Origin of the sequence: Bacillus sp. TH25, assembly GCF_016650935.1 — a bacterium.
GTDB lineage: Bacteria > Bacillota > Bacilli > Bacillales > Bacillaceae_G > Bacillus_A > Bacillus_A mycoides.
The window spans coordinates 1,113,312-1,129,285 of sequence record NZ_JAEKEU010000009.1 but is presented as its reverse complement, the minus strand read 5'-3'; the positions used below and the strand labels follow the sequence as shown (position 1 = coordinate 1,129,285).

The window sequence follows — 15,974 nt, the reverse complement described above, 5'->3', positions numbered from 1 at the left end:
TTTTCCCTATTCCTCTTTACTTGCATTCCTTTTGCGCTTTTCTTTCCTTTACTCTTCAACTTGCAACACGTTTGCTCTTTCTTTTCCCTATTCCTTTTTACTTGCATTCCTTTTGCGCTTTTCTTTCCTTTCCTCTTCAACTTGCAACATGTTTGCTCTTTCTTTTCCCTATTCCTCTTTACTTGCATTCCTTTTGCGCTTTTCTTTCCTTTCCTCTACAACTTGCAACATGTTTGCGGTATCCTTACCCTATTTCGTCTAACTTGCAACAGTATATTTTTTTCTCAACCTAATACATTACACAAAAAATCGTTCTATTTTTAAATTTTTGAGTGATTTTTTTATATTTACAACAAGTTACTCAAATAAAATGCAACATGTTTGCGGTATCCTTACCCTAACTTTTTTGTCTTTTTTAATCGAATCCCTTATATATCAAGGAATTAGGTGCTTTTACTTATTCTTATACATATAATTCAACTTGCAACACGTTTGCGGTATCCTTACCCTTATTTTTCGCATAAGATGCAACACTGTTTGCGGTATCCTCACCCTATCGTAATCCATACAAATCTAATTAAACCTATCACATCAACGATAATCGTTATATTTCATGATTAATAAGCGTACTTCTTAACTTGCAACACGTTTGCGGTATCCTTACCCTAACTTTTTTGTCATTTTCAATCTAATCCCTTATATATCAAGTGGGGAGATGACTTTTTACTTATTCTTATACATATAATTCAACTTGCAACACGTTTGCGGTATCCTTAACACAAAAAAAATTAATAGAATTCTCATATCCCTTGATACACCTAGCTTTATAAGCTGTTGCAAGTTGCTATCTTTCTTCTTAAAGGAGCACCTTTCGCCAATTTTCGATTTGCTATAATCAAAATTGGTATATTTTATAGTATTTTGACATATATTTCTGAATTTGCAGAACGGAGGTGAAAAAGATGGGGAAATCATTTATTATTCAAAATCAGCGTAGCTTAAATGGAAAAACAACAAATGCTGTTTTAGTTACACTAAAATCTTGGCAGAAGTTTGTTGCAACATTTGAGGAGAAGTACTACAGCTATAAAGATACATATTTAGAAGATATTCTGCAGCACATGACATACGAAGAACGTATTGCGGATGTAGAAGGCTTTGTCGAACAAGCGAAACCATCTTTTTCACGTCGAGCAATGTCTGCACTTGCAGAAAAAACAGGAAGAAAACATAAGTTATATGGTATTACGAATGCAGATCTTGAAGTGTTCTTATATCTACATAAAAAATGCTTTACTAATGGTGTCATTCCAAATGTAACGATACATATGATGTGGGAAGATTACAAGCAATATAAAGAAGAATTTGCATACATCCAGCATTCTCAGTTCTATATTGCTCTAAAGAAATTAAGTATACATAACATAATCTCTATCGAAAATGGCGTAGATGGCCGATATACAATCAAACTCACTCATTTTATGAATGAGGAAACAGAAAAAGCAAATCCGTACGTATATATTAGTCCTGTTGTATTTACAAAGGCTTTCTTTAAGCTATCTGTAGCAGCTAAGAAACTATTCTTAGACATTGCTATGCAACAACATACAGAAACAACGTTAAAGCGTTCTTTGGACAAGCAGGACGAAAGAGGCAACATAACTCACTTTGGCGGGATGTATCGTTTCTTACATAAAAAATATCCGCACCAGATCCGTGCGGTTATCGAAGAATTAACAACTGCATTACCATGTACGGGTAATCCCCTATTCAAAATTTGCAAAATGCAAAAAGGTGTAAAGCATACAAAACGATATACAACATTATATCTATCTATCCATTCGGACTTCTTATGTACGAAAGAATCTGGAGAAGAGCAGCACAGGGATCCATTTACTCCAAAAGCTACCTATGCTCGTAAAGCCAAATTTATCGAAGCAGTCTTACAAGAGATGCATATCGGCGAACTGTCTGCAGACATGAATAAATTCATTCATGTATTAAAGTATACTTGTCATCGTCAAATTCGCAGTGTAATTCGTGGACTTCGTGACATGGTTGACCGAAAAGAAGGATATCCAACTAAAATTGTATATACATTGAAAAAACTATTACATCAAACATCTCAATATCAAATTCTTGATACTGCGGCGAAAGAAGGCATCTACCCTCTTATTGCGCAACATGTACCAAAAGAGAGAAATAGTGACCGTGAACAAGCTGTCTTTAATTTTGGTCTACATTATTCCATGTACTCTCTTCGCAACATTAAGAAGATGTTTAAAAGTGTGCATGCACTACTGAAGCAGAAGTTTGCGGTACCAGTGACGGAAGAGTCTTATCACCGTAATTATCTAAAATACCAGGAAGAAACGTTATTTAGAAAATATGCATATGATCAGGGAGTGAATCTCCATACATATATCGCTTTAGAAATTGAAATGCGTGAAAAATTAAAAGTTCGTGGCCATAAAGAACGTACGATTCCAAGTGATGTACGTGAATGGTTTATCGAGGCAATTGATAAGCTGCCACAAGAAAAACTTCGTGTTATTGAGCTGCCAAAGCAGTTTAATTTACTAGAGTTTATGCGTACCTTCGAACGTTTAGTACGTGCTGGTGTAACAATAACAGCTCCAGATCAGGTGCTAACCGCAATGGAAATAAAATAATAGCAACAAGCTCTCTATTTTTGAAAAAATCGAAAGTAGAGGGCTATTCGTATTTGTTTCATTAACACCCCTTTTCTACTACTCTATTTATAAATACCACATCAGAAGAACTTCATGTAAAATGGAGTCTTTTTTTATACATTTCTATACAAATCCTCTTCTACCTATAGAAGAATCTCCACACTACACATTGAATATTCTTCACGTGTAGTAAAACATCCGATTTTATATCTACAAAAAATCAGAAAGATATTTATAAAAATAGTGGATATGAGGACAAATATGATCAAATGTGAATAATATTTCCCCAATATCCTTGAAAATACTAGTGTCGTTGCATTTATCTAATAAAAATCATCAATAATAATGTGAGTTATGTGTAAACACTGAGTAATGTTAACAAATAGCTACATTATCTGAACAAATTGTGGATAATTGGACGCTACATACTGCTCCATTTACCAAAATAAAGAAAATAAGCCCAATTTCCATGGTTGAATAAATATAATATGATTTGTATCAATTTCTTTCCGATTTCATGTAGAAACATATGATTTTCTTTCTGCTTTTTTGTAGAATTGAAAGTCTAACAATCGTTGAATCTACGGATACATTTTCTACTATTTATGATTTTTTACGTTCTAACATCAAATTATCCCTTGTAGGAGTAGGTCTTTTCCCTATTTTTGATAACCTATAAAAGTTTTATCTTTATTTCTTTTTAATATATAAGATATATATTTATAATAGATTTTATTATTACTAGTATGATTGTTAATAAGAAGTCTGACCTAATTGAAAATATTTGTTAATTAAGTTATAATAATGGTAATTAAACATATCATTACCCACATACAAAAGGACAAACCTACGTATCCCTACCAGGACGAGGTTTGTCCTTTTTTCATTTTATAATCAATTAATAATTGGAGGATTAAACATGGTCGTACTAAAGAATACAACTAATATAGCAATGAATGAATATAACGAAGTTAGATTTTTTAAAGGGTTTTTTTGGGGATTATTACTTGTACTCCCTTTTTGGAGTATTATGATAGCCTTATTCATTTGGCTTTGTAAATAATAATCAACATATCAAAAATGCAAAGGGTTGTTTGTCCGTTTGCGTTTTTGATATGCCAGCAACCTTGCGTAGCAGGTCTTTCACCTGTTTTCTGTTATAATATACCCAAAGAAATTAGGTGATTATAATGAACGAGACAATTAGGTTAGAAGAAACATTATAAGCTTTTTCTAATTACTTAATTGAAAAAGGTCGAAAACATTCTACGATACAACGTTATTCTTACGATATTAAGGATTTTTTTAAATGGTTAGAAGTAAATGAGATACTTTTTCATATTAAATCGTGGAATGAATTATCTCCAAAAGATTATCAGGGGTATTTCTCTGAGTTAGAAAGCAAGCGCAAATATTCCCAGAAAACAAGGCACAGAATATGGGTGGTTTTAAAGAAATTGAACATGTTTTTAGGGATAGATAGTCCATTAGATGAGTTTCACCTCTCCTTAATTCCTGATCAATCACTAAGTGACAGTGATTTTATTACCGAAGCGGAAGAAAAGCTTTTAAAACACACTGTACTATCGCCAAAGGGATTAACAGAAAGACGAGCTAAATATCGTCCTCTAATTATGGATAGAAACGCTTGTATAATTAATTTAATAGTAAACTACGGTTTATCCTTGCAAGAGCTTATATCGCTTAATATGAGCCATATACAGTTTGCTAGAAATACCTTAGTGGTACCTGGGGAAGATACACAGCAGCTTTACAAATATTATACGACTATTCCGGAACCGGTAAGGCCTCGACAACACACAGATAATCCCCTATTTGTGGCATTTGATTTTAATAGAGGTACTTATCGTTGGGTGTACGAAAAGGATGCGCCAAAGGCTTTGTCTGAAGTTGCTGTTCAAAAGATGATACGACTTGAAGTAAAACGTGCGGCGGTAAATAGGCGTATTTCTGCACAGCAGATGAGGAATAAATGAAGATGAATTGGTAAGTAGAATGGGGTTCAAAACTAAGATATCTCTAAAAAGATATTTCCGATATTTACAACAAGTTCCACTCAAGCACGTTCAAAATAATACACATTTTGCTCATTTATTTTTTTCTCCTCTATTATGGGCTTTACTCTATCGAATGTAGTTTTAAAATAAAGTTTGATTAAAAATATCTACACCACCCTTACTCTACGGAATATAAAAAGAATCTAATTTGAAGAAAGATTAATCAAATTAGATTCTTTTCCAGTAGATTTAAGATTGGTTTTTATAAAAATATTTGATTTAAATTACACATATTAACCTCACTATATGATTCTCTGATTAACAAAACGGATAAAAAATTTGGGAATAGTAGGACCGAATCGCTTCGTTTCTAAGGTTCAGTCCTGCGTTAATATTTCTATCGTGATGTGTGCCACAAGAAGGACAATCCCGCTCACGAAGATTTAGATTTTTAACGTCTTTATTTTGGTAACCACAACTTGAACATAACTGACTAGAGGCAAATGTTCTTGAGACAACTACAACTTGCTTCCTGTACCATTTTACCTTGTATTCCAACATATTTCGAAATTGTGACCAAGATACTTCACTGATTGCTTTGGCAAGTTTACTGTTTTTTAGCATATTCTTTACTTGTAGATCTTCAATACCAATTACATCGTGGTTTTTGATAATCTCAGTAGAAATTTTATCTAAGTAATCTTTTCTTGCATTCGTAATATGTTCATGGACTCGTGCCACTTTCACATGTTGTTTATTCCAGTTAGAAGAACCTTTCGTTCTTCTGGGAAGGATGCGTTGTGCATCCGCTAACTTTTTTTCTAATGTACGAAAGAATTTAGAATTTTTGTATGTAGTTCCATTTGAAAGAATAGCAAAGTCCTTTAAGCCCATATCAATACCGACAGAAGATTCTGTTTTCGGAAGTTCTTTTACTTCTGTCTTAACTAGCAAAGATATAAAGTATTTACCTCTTGGATTCCGTCTAATGGTAGCACTCATAATACGTCCCGTTACCTTACGGCTCTTTGCAAACTTCACAAGTCCAATTTTAGGTAATTTCATTTGATTACCTATTACAGCAATGTTTCCATTTGTTTGTTTCGTCGTGTGAGATTGAATTTTATTGCGTTTGGACTTGAATCGTGGAGGATCGTTCTGTTTCTAAAAAAACGAGAAAAAGCATCTGCTAGCTGTTTTAATGTGGATTGAAGAGCAATACTGTCTACTTCTTTTAACCATATCGTGTCATTCTTCATGGATTGAATTAAGAGCTAAATAAGCATTTGTTTGTGCTGCTCTGCTCTTTTTCCATGGTACATTTTCATCTCTAAACAATGACGCACAATCCTTTCAGCATCTCTTTCATCTGTTATATCTGATGTTTACGTGGAAAAAGTGAATATACTATTTCGCAGAAAAAGATTTTTGAACTGCACGAAGTTCTGCTTTTGTTAATTGTTGCTTCTTTTCATTAGAAGAATAAATCTGATAATGAACGTTTTTTTCATTCCAATCTATATGATGGAATTCATTCTTTGTCTGATTGAATGCTTGACGAGTTTTATCAAATGCATTGATTTCTTGAAAGAATTTTTGTGGAAGCACTTCTTTTCCTTTTGTTATTTCAACAATTAGTTTCTGATCTTCTTTACTTGAATAAACGATGGAAACATGTTCTGCATTTTCATTTGCAACCGTCATCGAATCTACTTCAAAAGGTAATTTAGTAGGATATGATATTGGAAAAGGGAGTTCTTTTGGTGCAGTAGCCATGACTTCTTGTGATATCGGATACAAATTTGAATCTTCTGCAAAACAGCCTGTAAGCATAGTAACAAAAAACAAAATAACGAACCAAGATTTTTTCATTCCTTTCCCTCCCTTTTATAACGTATGTAGCTTTTTGGCATACATTCTTGAATGGAATGGGATAAAATCTAAAAAATAAAAAATGCCCAAGATAACTCCATTAGAAGTTATCAAGAGCATTCACTACGTACATAGTTGGATTGAGGGGCCGATTATTTCAACTTTAAACAGATTTATGTTTTTCACTTCCTCCTTTTGACCGTAGTAGTTTTTTTATGTTCATAGTTCCTGAGATCAACAAACCACCTATTACTAGAATTGCACCAAATAGATGATACATTGTAATATTTTCTTTGAGTATTAACCAAGCTAGTAAATAACCAAAAATCGGAGTTAGGAATAGATAGTTGTTTGCTTTTATAGGATCTTTCTTTAATAAATAAAACCATAGTAACATAGATACAATTGAAGTCATCACGACCTGCCAAAATAGACCAATAGCAAAATTCATATCTAAATAAATGTACGGATTTGTATCTAATAAGAAACTTAAAGGAACCGCAAATAGACTACCAAAGATGATTTGCCAAGTATTAATGACCAGGCGATCGATCTTCATATCATATTTTGTGAAACATACACTCCCAATCCCCATAGATAACATGCCAATCGCGAGAATAATGACGCCCGATACAGTGGCTTGCGTATCTTTTAGGTAGGGATATACGGCAATGAATAAACCAAGCGCTGCAATACACATCCCAGTCCACTCTTGTTTTGTTACTTTTCTACTTAAGAAGATAGAAGACAACAAAGCAACAACAAATGGATTTACAGTGATAAACAAGTTAAATAAACTAGATGATACTAACTTTAGCGACAAGAAACAGCAGCCTACATACAAAGTAGTATTTAATATACCTAGTACAACTAACTGCCTCCACTCTACTCCTTTAGGCCATCTGTTGGATTTGATAAAATAAGTAAAGACAAACATGATAAGACCAGCACTAATAAGCCTCGTTGTCGCAAACATTAAAGGGGATGAAGATAAAAGACCAATTTTTGTGGCGATAGCACCAGATGCCCATAAAATACTAAACAATATACCAATTAATATCTCCATACGAACTATTCTCCTTTCCTACATTAAAAATAGTAAAACAACCGATTTTATTTTGATAAAATCGGTTGTTTATGTGAAGAACTATACATTACCAGTTCTAAAATCAGACGGTAACTTCTTCTTTCCAGTTATCCATACTGAAACGCTCACCTAAATCACGATGTTCAATAATATACGCACGTAAATGTTTTGCTTTCTGAACAATTGCCTTGTCACCGCTTCTTTCTGCGATTTGATCTAGCCAATCGTAGCATTTTGCAACAGGAATATCTTTTTCAAAATGAATTTTTGATAAGAAGAATACAACATCTCTAAAATTAATTCTTGAAATTACTTTAGATAGTGAAGTAATTAACTCCTCTTCAAATGTTTCATCTAGTGTATCGCGTTTGACAATAAATCTTTCTAAATCACGATTATATGTCTTTTTATCTTTGAAGATATCAGATGGATCAAAATCACCATCAAATACATAGTCTAGGCAAAGGAAAACGCGGCTATCTTTAGAGAAATTAGCGGCTGCATGTCCAATTGCTGCATCAAGGAACCAAATTTCGCCTTTTCTGATGCGGAATACTGCTTCTTCATCTGAATGGAAAGCCTTTTCATTATCTTCTAAAGCTAAGAAGACACGGAAGCGTTGTTTTGTACTATGAGAGAATTCAACGAAATCTCTATGTGGGATAACCATTGCATCCACTAAATTACGTGTACGAACCATTTTTAAATTGTCAAAAGTGAAGTATTCTTCAAGAAGTGAGTTAATGTATGGTAACTGCTTACCGTACTCCGTTTGTTGCGCTGCATGATCAAAATCACGATACATTGTATCATTTTTATCATTTGAAGCATTCCATAAAGAATTGTTCATCCAATAACCTGAACTGAATTCATCATACTCTTCTGGGATAACTGGAAAGTTCGCGATTGTAACTAAATCTTTCTTTAATAATTCCTCGTTTAAATTTAATTTACCAATGATATAAGATGCCATATTAACTATTCTCCCCTTTAATTATAATGTGAACATTACTAAACCGCAATATAAGTGACGTAATAATCTGATTATGTATTCTTTTCAGAATCTAGATTAAAAGATTATTTGCATAGACTAATAATCTATATAGTGTTTTTTAAAAATAACATAACCTATTGGGTACTGATCATTCTTAATGTTTTTGATATATTCCTGAAATCAAATATATACAATTCATATTGAGAGACATGGTCACAGTACCTACATTTTATATTTTTGTCTGTTTCACAAATATGCGGTACATTTAGATTTTGAATCACTTCTAATACATGTTCTTTGCAAACAAACAAAAAATCACCTTATTTCCATAAAATGATAATTGATTTTTGTAGTTTTTATTTTACTTAGTAAAAGATATTTTAAAACAATTCCTAGTTCGCGCGAATTCACAGAAAGTTAAATATCAAAACTACAGATTGATTATAGGAAAAAAATAACAACAGGTCTATATCTATTTCATTAAAAATTCTGAATTTAGTGAATTCGATTGATGTTAAACTTCCATAAAATGCTATAGCGACGCGGTTTTATCGGCAAAAACTGAAAATTTTGTAAAAAATTGAGAAATATTTATTGTGTTTATATAACTAATTATTTGGTGTAATAATCTAGTTATACATATTAGTTTAAAATCAGAATTCGTCCATCTTCCAGAACCATATTAAACTTTACTCTATATTCTTTCATTAGAGTCTTAAGTGACATTCTACATTCCTTTCTCTACGCTCAAATTATAGTTTCAACTTTGCTATGAGTTGATGAATGGCTTCTGCATGACCATGAAGTAACCATTCTCTAAAAGACGTGATATCGCCAGTTATATAGGTAGATAACCAGCGATTAAGCTGTTCCTCATTCCCATGGCTAATATCTTGGCATCGTCTGGTTTCGTCATATCTTCTACTTCAATGTTTACAACTTTTAGATGGTACGGCATACGGCCATTGCTAAAAACATCCCCTACACAAATTGTCCAAAGACTCGTTTCAATTTCAGTTACAACATTCATTATATATGCTCCTCTGCAGATTAATAAAAAAGACATTGAACAAATTCGTCCAATGCCTTTTTCCCTCTTATATATTCTTTAACTCAAAGTACAATTTTTCAGGTTTTCCATACATGTTAATTTCATTTTGATATACGACAGCTAATTGTTGAGACATCTCAATGCTTTCCATATAGGATAATGAAGCAGCTGCTTCTATTTTTTCTTTAATTTCATTAGGAATAACTGCGTAAGATAAGCTATCCATTTTACTTCCTAATTTAGTATCTGTAGCAGCCTCATAATAAATTTCGGTAATTAAGACCTCATTATCATCTGGATCATACATATATCCTCGGTTAACTGTAATCATATTAAAGTACTCCTCTCAAGTTTCACATTCTAATCCCTTGTGCTTTTAGCATTGCAACAAGTATCTTACGTATATAAATACTCTAGTTCTTAATTTTTATATTCCATTCTTTATCTAGTTTACTATAAATTAGAAATTAATCTCTTTCTTTGCTGTCAAATTCAAAAATCTTTAACAATAGTAAGAGTCGATAAAGACCTGGTAAGTGTTTTTCTCCATAATAGAAATAGAATTCCTGCGATTCTTTTTTATAAGAAAATTGTACACCTAAGTGTGCAGGAAACGACTTTTAATGGGTTCGGTGATTTCTTTATTTTGAAAGGTTAATATAAGTTCCCCTAGTGATAATGCTAGTTCATCTAATGTAATTGCATGTTCATGTTTCATCATAAATATCTCCTTTTCCAAATAAAAAAATCACAAATCATGTGCTATTTCTTCACAGTATTTTTTAGTTATAATACCTAAATATCTAGCCTTCTCATTCTTGCTTAGTTTAGTATCTCTACTACAGTACAAGGACATGTTGTAAAGCGCTTCTCTTTAGAGATTTCTTGTAAAGATTTAGTAACAGGATAACCATTGTACAGAACCTGAATATGCTCTGAGAGGCCCGTTATTTGAATGAATAACTCATTTAAGTCTGTACAATTGTGATTTGTTTCTAATAAATAGTCCCCAGCTGCCTCATATGAATTTCGAGCATAAATTACTCTCATAAACTCTTTTGAACTTCCTATCTTGTAAAATTTCATATTATCTCTCCTCTTAATTAAACAAAAAAAGCACAAGATAAGTGCTTTTTCATTTAGCATATTATTAGCCCCGAAGGTCTATTTACATGTTCTTCCTAACTTAAAGACAACACAAAAAGGGCTTCTTCAAGTCGATTAAAATGTGCATAGTAAAATAAGCTATATATACACTAATCGGCTCAAAGAAGCCCTTTCATAATTGAAACAAGAACACAACTTGCTTCTACAACTCAACCACAACACATAAGGTGTGGGAATAAACGGAATCAATTAAACAATAAATATAAATTTATATTAAACTATTTTTATATTATATTCAATTGTTTTTAATGAAATGAAGATAAGAAGGAATTTATTATGCAGATGTTATATGTATTGTATAATAATGCCCCTGTTTCCCCTGCTATAAATCCCCTCTTATTTTCATTTCTTGGTGTTACTTCATATACTGCATTTCAAAATATAGTTTTTCTGGCTTTTGATGTTGGTCTAAATAACAAAGTATTTCTTTAATGGTTTCTGCTTCAACTTCAACAGTCTCCATGTAGGACATACTTTCAGTTTCTTGGACCTTTTGAAAAATAGCAGTAGGTAGTTTAACCGCATCGAACACACCCATTTTGCTTCCTAGCTTTTGTTCTGATGTAGCATCGTAGAAAATTTCATTAACAATTACCTTATTATCATCTGGATTGTACATGTACCCTCTTTGTATACGTAGCAATGTATTACTCCTTTCTTATATATTCTATTTCAACAATAATTACATCTGTATATATCATTATTGTTGAAACAGGTATCAAACAATATTATTTCGTAAAATCCATACTTTGTATAGAGGTAGATACAGGATAATTAGTTTTCGCAATTTATTTTTGAATATTTCTTCCTTTTTTAAACGTTTCTTTAAAAAAAAGAGAAGCTAATATTCTTTTACGAATGGCTTCTCTGAAAAAAATGTTACTTATTTTTTTTTTAAACGAAGTTACACCCACCACATCTGTGAAGGGTTTTCTTCAATTAAAATAGATTGAAGATTTTTTGTGGCACGTTTAAATCCTTCTTGAATAGACATGAGTGGATCTTCGTGTTCGATACTTACAACATAATCATATCCATATGTACGAAGTGCACTCATCATTTGCGACCATTCTTCTAAGCTATGACCACAGCCAACAGAACGGAATGTCCAAGCTCTTGTTTTCAGTTTACCGTAGGGCTGCATGTCTGTTAAACCATACATATTTACATTATCTTGATCGATGTAAGTGTCTTTTGCATGAAAGTGATAAATTGCATTTTCTTTCATTAATAACTTAATAGCAGCGACAGGGTCAATTCCTTGCCACCATAAATGACTAGGGTCTAAGTTAGCACCTATCGCATTGCATGTTTCTTCACGTAGTTTTAGTAATGTATATGGCGTATGTACTAAGAAACCACCGTGAAGTTCTAAACCAATTTTTACACCATGTTCTTTGGCAAATTCACCAACTTGTTTCCAATAAGGAATGAGCTTTTCTTCCCATTGCCATTTTAAAATATCATTGTATTCATTTGGCCATGGTGCAACAGGCCAATTCGGGTATTTTGCGCTTTCATGGTCACCTGCTACGCCTGAAAAACAATTCACAACAGGTACGTCTAGTAGTGAAGCTAGTTGAATGGTTTTTAACAATGTTTCATGAGATTCTGTTGCAAAAGCAGCATCTGGGGATAATGGATTTCCGTGACAACTAAAAGCGCTAATGATTAAGTCTCTTTTTTGTACATGTTCTATATATACGCTTCTGGCTTGTTCACTTTCTAATAATACATCTAAGTTACAGTGCGAACCTCCAGGATAACAACCTGTACCAATTTCTACTGCATGCAAACCGGCTGCTTGTACATAATCAAGCATTTCTTCAAATTCCATGTGAGAGAAAAGTGTTGTAAATACTCCTAATTTCATTTATCTTCCCGTCCCTTCTGCATGTGTGTTACTACTTTCGTAAATTGCATCAATAATTTGCGATACTTGCAGCGATTCCTCAGGCTTTACAATTAATTCTTCATCGTATAAGCAAGCTTTTACAAAGTTTTCTGCTTGCAAAATTCCAGGATCGCCGTTATTTGCTATCCAGACTGGTTCACTATTTAATATCATATTATGTTTTATTGTATATAATTCAATTGGAAAAACATTTATTCCACCGTTTACTCCGGAAATACTCACATGTTCTTCATCATTTTTAATATTTGCTGCCCAAGAAGTTTCAAATAACAATGATGCCCCATTTTCAAACTTTATATATGCGGTAACATGATCATCAACTTGAAACGTTTTATAATCATATTCTCCCCACATATTTACTTGATTTGGTTGCTTACTAACGGCATTATAGACACTACCAATGACTTCTGTTTGTTTTGGATTTCCAATTAACCAAAGTGCTAAATCAAGAAGATGACAACCGTAATCTATTAAACTTCCTCCGCCTTGTAATTCTTTATTTGTGAAAACGCCCCAGCCTGGTACTTTTCGGCGACGGAGTGCTTTTACACGAACAACAAGAGGTGTGCCAATCTCACCTATCATCATTTGTTTTGCAACTTGCGACTCTTTCATGTAACGATAATGATAAGCGATAGCAAGTTTTTTACCGTTGTTTTTTGCAGATTCTATCATTTTTTCGCATTCTGCCGCTGCTAAAGCCATCGGTTTTTCGCATAATACATGTTTCCCTGCTTGTAATGCTGCGATAGAAATCTCAGCATGAAACTTATTAGGTGTACAAATACAAACAGCATCAACTTCTTTAAAGACTTCTTCATACGTTTCAAATACATAAGGAATGTTATATGTTTCAGCGATTTGTTTTGCGTGTTCTATGTTTCTATCATGTATAGCCGTAATCGTACAATATTGATGTAACTTTACAAATGCAGGGATATGGCGACCTTGTGCAATTCCTCCGGCCCCTATTATTCCAATGCGTAGTTTCTTCATGTCTTCACCTTTTCTCATAATGGAATTGTAACAATTTGTTTTGTTTCACTTGATTGTATGGCTGCTAAAATGACTTCTAACGATTTCATTCCTTCTACACCATTAATTAACGGCTCTTTATCAGAAAGGATAGACTCTACAAACTGCTCAATTACATGTGAATTACTTTGACCAACTGCAGCATTCGATTGAATTTTATCAAGCTCATATTTTAAAACTTCACCATTTTTATATTGAAGAATGAGTGAGTAAGTCGGATCATCTTCTAGTCGAAGAGTGGCCTTTTCACCATAAATAATTGTTGAATTATCTTCTTTGCTAACGTAAGACCAACTTGCTGCAAGTGTTCCGATAATGCCACTTTCGCTTTTCAACATACATACAGCACAATCATCTACATTCGAAAATGTTTTTGCGCTCGTCTCAACAAAGGCACCAACTTCTGTAATTTCTTCATTAAGAATATACCGAATTAAATCCGCTTTATGTACACCTAAATCACCCATTGCACCAAGAAACGCTTCATCTTTTTTAAAGAACCAGCTCTCTTTTCCATCTACACTCCAATTTTCAGGACCACTATGACCAAATGCTGTACGGAAGCTATATATTTTTCCGATTTCTCCATTTTTAATCAATTGTTTTGCCTTTTGGTGAGAAGTAACAAATCGCTGGTTATGACCAATCATTAACTTTTTACCGCTTTTTTCAGTAGCTTCAATCATCATTTCCGCATCTTTTTTTGACGTCGCCATTGGCTTTTCACATAGTACATGGATGCCCGATTGTAAAGCAACGATAGAAATTGATGCATGTAAATCATTTGGTGTACATACACTCACTGCATCTAACTCTTCACAATTGATAAGCTCGTTATAGTCAGTGTACATATTTACACCATACTTATTGGCAACTTCTTTTGCGCGCTTTTTATTACTGTCACAAACAGCCACAATCTGTACATATGGGTTTGCTTCGTATTCTGGTAAATGACGATACTGCGCGATGCTTCCGCAGCCAATAACACCTACTTTTAAAATATTCACTATCATATCCTCCTTTTGCTTGATTTGAAATTATTATAGAAATTTTTTTACTGAAAAAATATGCTATATATCGTTATGTTTTTATCAAAAGTTGCCTTTTTCTATAAGAAATAAGGCAACTTACTTATCGCATTTTGATAAAGGTGTTATATTGCTAATAAGGAGGTGTAAACGTCTATGTCAGAAGGGATTTGTAATAAGCTTGCTGAAGCAATTGAAGAAAAGGTTATTTATCAAAATCCATTACTATTTTTAAAGGTATGGGACATTGTTATGGAAACCTCTTATAATAATCAAATTGAGAGTGCCCCTTGGCATTATCATGAAGAGATTGAGTTTCTAGCAATTATAGAAGGAGATTTAGGCATACAAAATAAAGATAAGTATATTGTTCTTGGCCCTGGAGATGTTTTTATTTTTGGGAAATCTGAGTTGCATCGGTCACATAAACCTTCTGCAGGTTCGTTACACTACGTTGTGTTTCAAGTAAATTTAAAACAACACTTTGACCGAAGCATTATACAATATTTACATTGCTTTTCAGAACAAACAAAATCCTTAAATGAGTTAAATTATATTTTTGAACAAAATGAAGTGGTGAAACATGAGGCTTATGTTCTTATTACAGAAATCTTTACAGAATCAAAAATGAAAATGAACGGATATGAAATCGCAATTAGTGCTGCCATTAAGAAATTACTTTTATTACTAGTAAGAAACGACACGCATAACATATTAAATTATAGTGAACAAGACGACTTTGCTCGTTTAAAACCAGTACTTGATTATGTAGAAGATCATTTAGGAGAAAAGATAACCGTAACCAAAGCATGTGCATTAATAAATTTAAGCTATCATTATTTCATCAAATACTTTAAAAGAATTATGGGTATTTCCTTTTTAGATTATGTGAATTATAAGCGCATCAAACAAGCTGAAAGTTTATTAATAACAAGTGACCTTAGTATTACAGATGTCGGATGCGAAGTTGGAATTGCAAACATGTCACAGTTTTATAAGTTGTTTAAAAAAGAAAATAACTGTTTACCGAAAGAGTTTAAGCAGCGAATACAAAGCATTGAACTACCCCCACTTTCACTTCGTTTAGAAGTGGAGGATTCCTAAGTAAAGAGTT

14 protein-coding genes and 2 pseudogenes are annotated in these 15,974 nt (G+C 32.9%); 4 read left to right on the top strand and 12 right to left on the bottom strand.

All coding sequences use genetic code 11. The annotated features are described in order from the left end of the window. Window positions 1-962 precede the first annotated feature (962 nt). The 3 genes and pseudogenes from JFT89_RS10155 to JFT89_RS10145 form a co-directional block, all read left to right on the top strand. Complete coding sequence (locus tag JFT89_RS10155) at window positions 963-2,672, top strand: hypothetical protein (protein WP_201039895.1); 1,710 nt, start codon at window positions 963-965, stop codon at window positions 2,670-2,672. Between the two features lie 940 nt (window positions 2,673-3,612). Then, entirely contained in the window at window positions 3,613-3,756 is a 144-nt protein-coding gene (locus JFT89_RS10150; protein ID WP_201039894.1) for a hypothetical protein, read from the top strand. 181 nt (window positions 3,757-3,937) lie between these two features. Next, window positions 3,938-4,760, top strand: a pseudogene (locus JFT89_RS10145) (tyrosine-type recombinase/integrase); the annotation flags it as partial. Between the two features lie 269 nt (window positions 4,761-5,029). Here JFT89_RS10145 and tnpB read toward each other — a convergent pair. The 12 genes and pseudogenes from tnpB to JFT89_RS10090 form a co-directional block, all read right to left on the bottom strand. Next, window positions 5,030-5,961 (bottom strand): annotated as a pseudogene (tnpB, locus tag JFT89_RS10140) (IS200/IS605 family element RNA-guided endonuclease TnpB); the annotation flags it as partial. A 157-nt stretch (window positions 5,962-6,118) separates the two neighbouring features. Beyond that, a complete protein-coding gene (locus tag JFT89_RS10135; RefSeq protein ID WP_201039892.1) occupies window positions 6,119-6,583 on the bottom strand; it encodes a hypothetical protein in 465 nt (154 codons plus the stop codon). Between the two features lie 163 nt (window positions 6,584-6,746). Beyond that, on the bottom strand, window positions 6,747-7,649 hold the full coding sequence (locus JFT89_RS10130; RefSeq protein ID WP_113937390.1) for a DMT family transporter: 903 nt from the start codon (window positions 7,647-7,649) through the stop codon (window positions 6,747-6,749). Window positions 7,650-7,752: 103 nt separating this feature from the next. Beyond that, window positions 7,753-8,643, bottom strand: a complete 891-nt coding sequence (locus tag JFT89_RS10125; protein WP_016096917.1) for an aspartyl/asparaginyl beta-hydroxylase domain-containing protein — start codon at window positions 8,641-8,643, stop codon at window positions 7,753-7,755. An 859-nt stretch (window positions 8,644-9,502) separates the two neighbouring features. After that, a complete protein-coding gene (locus JFT89_RS10120) occupies window positions 9,503-9,694 on the bottom strand; it encodes a hypothetical protein (RefSeq protein WP_002068896.1) in 192 nt (63 codons plus the stop codon). Window positions 9,695-9,761: 67 nt separating this feature from the next. Continuing rightward, window positions 9,762-10,046 (bottom strand): hypothetical protein, encoded by a 285-nt coding sequence (locus tag JFT89_RS10115; protein WP_016095224.1) that lies wholly within the window; start codon window positions 10,044-10,046, stop codon window positions 9,762-9,764. A 267-nt stretch (window positions 10,047-10,313) separates the two neighbouring features. Then, a complete protein-coding gene (locus tag JFT89_RS30465) occupies window positions 10,314-10,436 on the bottom strand; it encodes a hypothetical protein (protein WP_002069431.1) in 123 nt (40 codons plus the stop codon). Between the two features lie 101 nt (window positions 10,437-10,537). Continuing rightward, on the bottom strand, window positions 10,538-10,801 hold the full coding sequence (locus JFT89_RS10110) for a hypothetical protein (RefSeq protein WP_016096927.1): 264 nt from the start codon (window positions 10,799-10,801) through the stop codon (window positions 10,538-10,540). Between the two features lie 436 nt (window positions 10,802-11,237). Further along, complete coding sequence (locus tag JFT89_RS10105; RefSeq protein WP_016096929.1) at window positions 11,238-11,525, bottom strand: hypothetical protein; 288 nt, start codon at window positions 11,523-11,525, stop codon at window positions 11,238-11,240. A 261-nt stretch (window positions 11,526-11,786) separates the two neighbouring features. After that, window positions 11,787-12,755, bottom strand: a complete 969-nt coding sequence (locus tag JFT89_RS10100; protein ID WP_002069434.1) for a sugar phosphate isomerase/epimerase family protein — start codon at window positions 12,753-12,755, stop codon at window positions 11,787-11,789. Further along, on the bottom strand, window positions 12,756-13,793 hold the full coding sequence (locus JFT89_RS10095; protein ID WP_434087959.1) for a Gfo/Idh/MocA family protein: 1,038 nt from the start codon (window positions 13,791-13,793) through the stop codon (window positions 12,756-12,758). A 14-nt stretch (window positions 13,794-13,807) separates the two neighbouring features. Next, the gene (locus JFT89_RS10090; protein ID WP_201039890.1) at window positions 13,808-14,839 is read right to left on the bottom strand and encodes a Gfo/Idh/MocA family protein; all 1,032 of its coding nucleotides are present in this window, start codon (window positions 14,837-14,839) and stop codon (window positions 13,808-13,810) included. Window positions 14,840-15,016: 177 nt separating this feature from the next. On the opposite strand from JFT89_RS10090, the gene JFT89_RS10085 reads away from it, so the two are divergent. Beyond that, window positions 15,017-15,964 carry an AraC family transcriptional regulator gene (locus JFT89_RS10085; RefSeq protein ID WP_002069440.1) on the top strand — a complete coding sequence of 316 codons (948 nt, stop codon included), beginning with the start codon at window positions 15,017-15,019 and terminating at the stop codon, window positions 15,962-15,964. The last annotated feature ends 10 nt before the right edge of the window (window positions 15,965-15,974 follow it).

Excerpts from the sequence above, each read along its gene's own strand:
- JFT89_RS10120 (WP_002068896.1), bottom strand. The coding sequence starts at position 9,694 with ATGAATGTTGTAACTGAAATTGAAACGAGTCTTTGGACAATTTGTGTA.
- JFT89_RS10085 (WP_002069440.1), top strand. The coding sequence starts at position 15,017 with ATGTCAGAAGGGATTTGTAATAAGCTTGCTGAAGCAATTGAAGAAAAG.
- JFT89_RS10115 (WP_016095224.1), bottom strand. The coding sequence starts at position 10,046 with ATGATTACAGTTAACCGAGGATATATGTATGATCCAGATGATAATGAG.
- JFT89_RS10100 (WP_002069434.1), bottom strand. The coding sequence starts at position 12,755 with ATGAAATTAGGAGTATTTACAACACTTTTCTCTCACATGGAATTTGAA.
- JFT89_RS10155 (WP_201039895.1), top strand. The coding sequence starts at position 963 with ATGGGGAAATCATTTATTATTCAAAATCAGCGTAGCTTAAATGGAAAA.
- JFT89_RS10110 (WP_016096927.1), bottom strand. The coding sequence starts at position 10,801 with ATGAAATTTTACAAGATAGGAAGTTCAAAAGAGTTTATGAGAGTAATT.
- JFT89_RS10095 (WP_434087959.1), bottom strand. The coding sequence starts at position 13,793 with ATGAAGAAACTACGCATTGGAATAATAGGGGCCGGAGGAATTGCACAA.
- JFT89_RS30465 (WP_002069431.1), bottom strand. The coding sequence starts at position 10,436 with ATGATGAAACATGAACATGCAATTACATTAGATGAACTAGCATTATCA.
- JFT89_RS10135 (WP_201039892.1), bottom strand. The coding sequence starts at position 6,583 with ATGAAAAAATCTTGGTTCGTTATTTTGTTTTTTGTTACTATGCTTACA.
- JFT89_RS10130 (WP_113937390.1), bottom strand. The coding sequence starts at position 7,649 with ATGGAGATATTAATTGGTATATTGTTTAGTATTTTATGGGCATCTGGT.
- JFT89_RS10125 (WP_016096917.1), bottom strand. The coding sequence starts at position 8,643 with ATGGCATCTTATATCATTGGTAAATTAAATTTAAACGAGGAATTATTA.
- JFT89_RS10150 (WP_201039894.1), top strand. The coding sequence starts at position 3,613 with ATGGTCGTACTAAAGAATACAACTAATATAGCAATGAATGAATATAAC.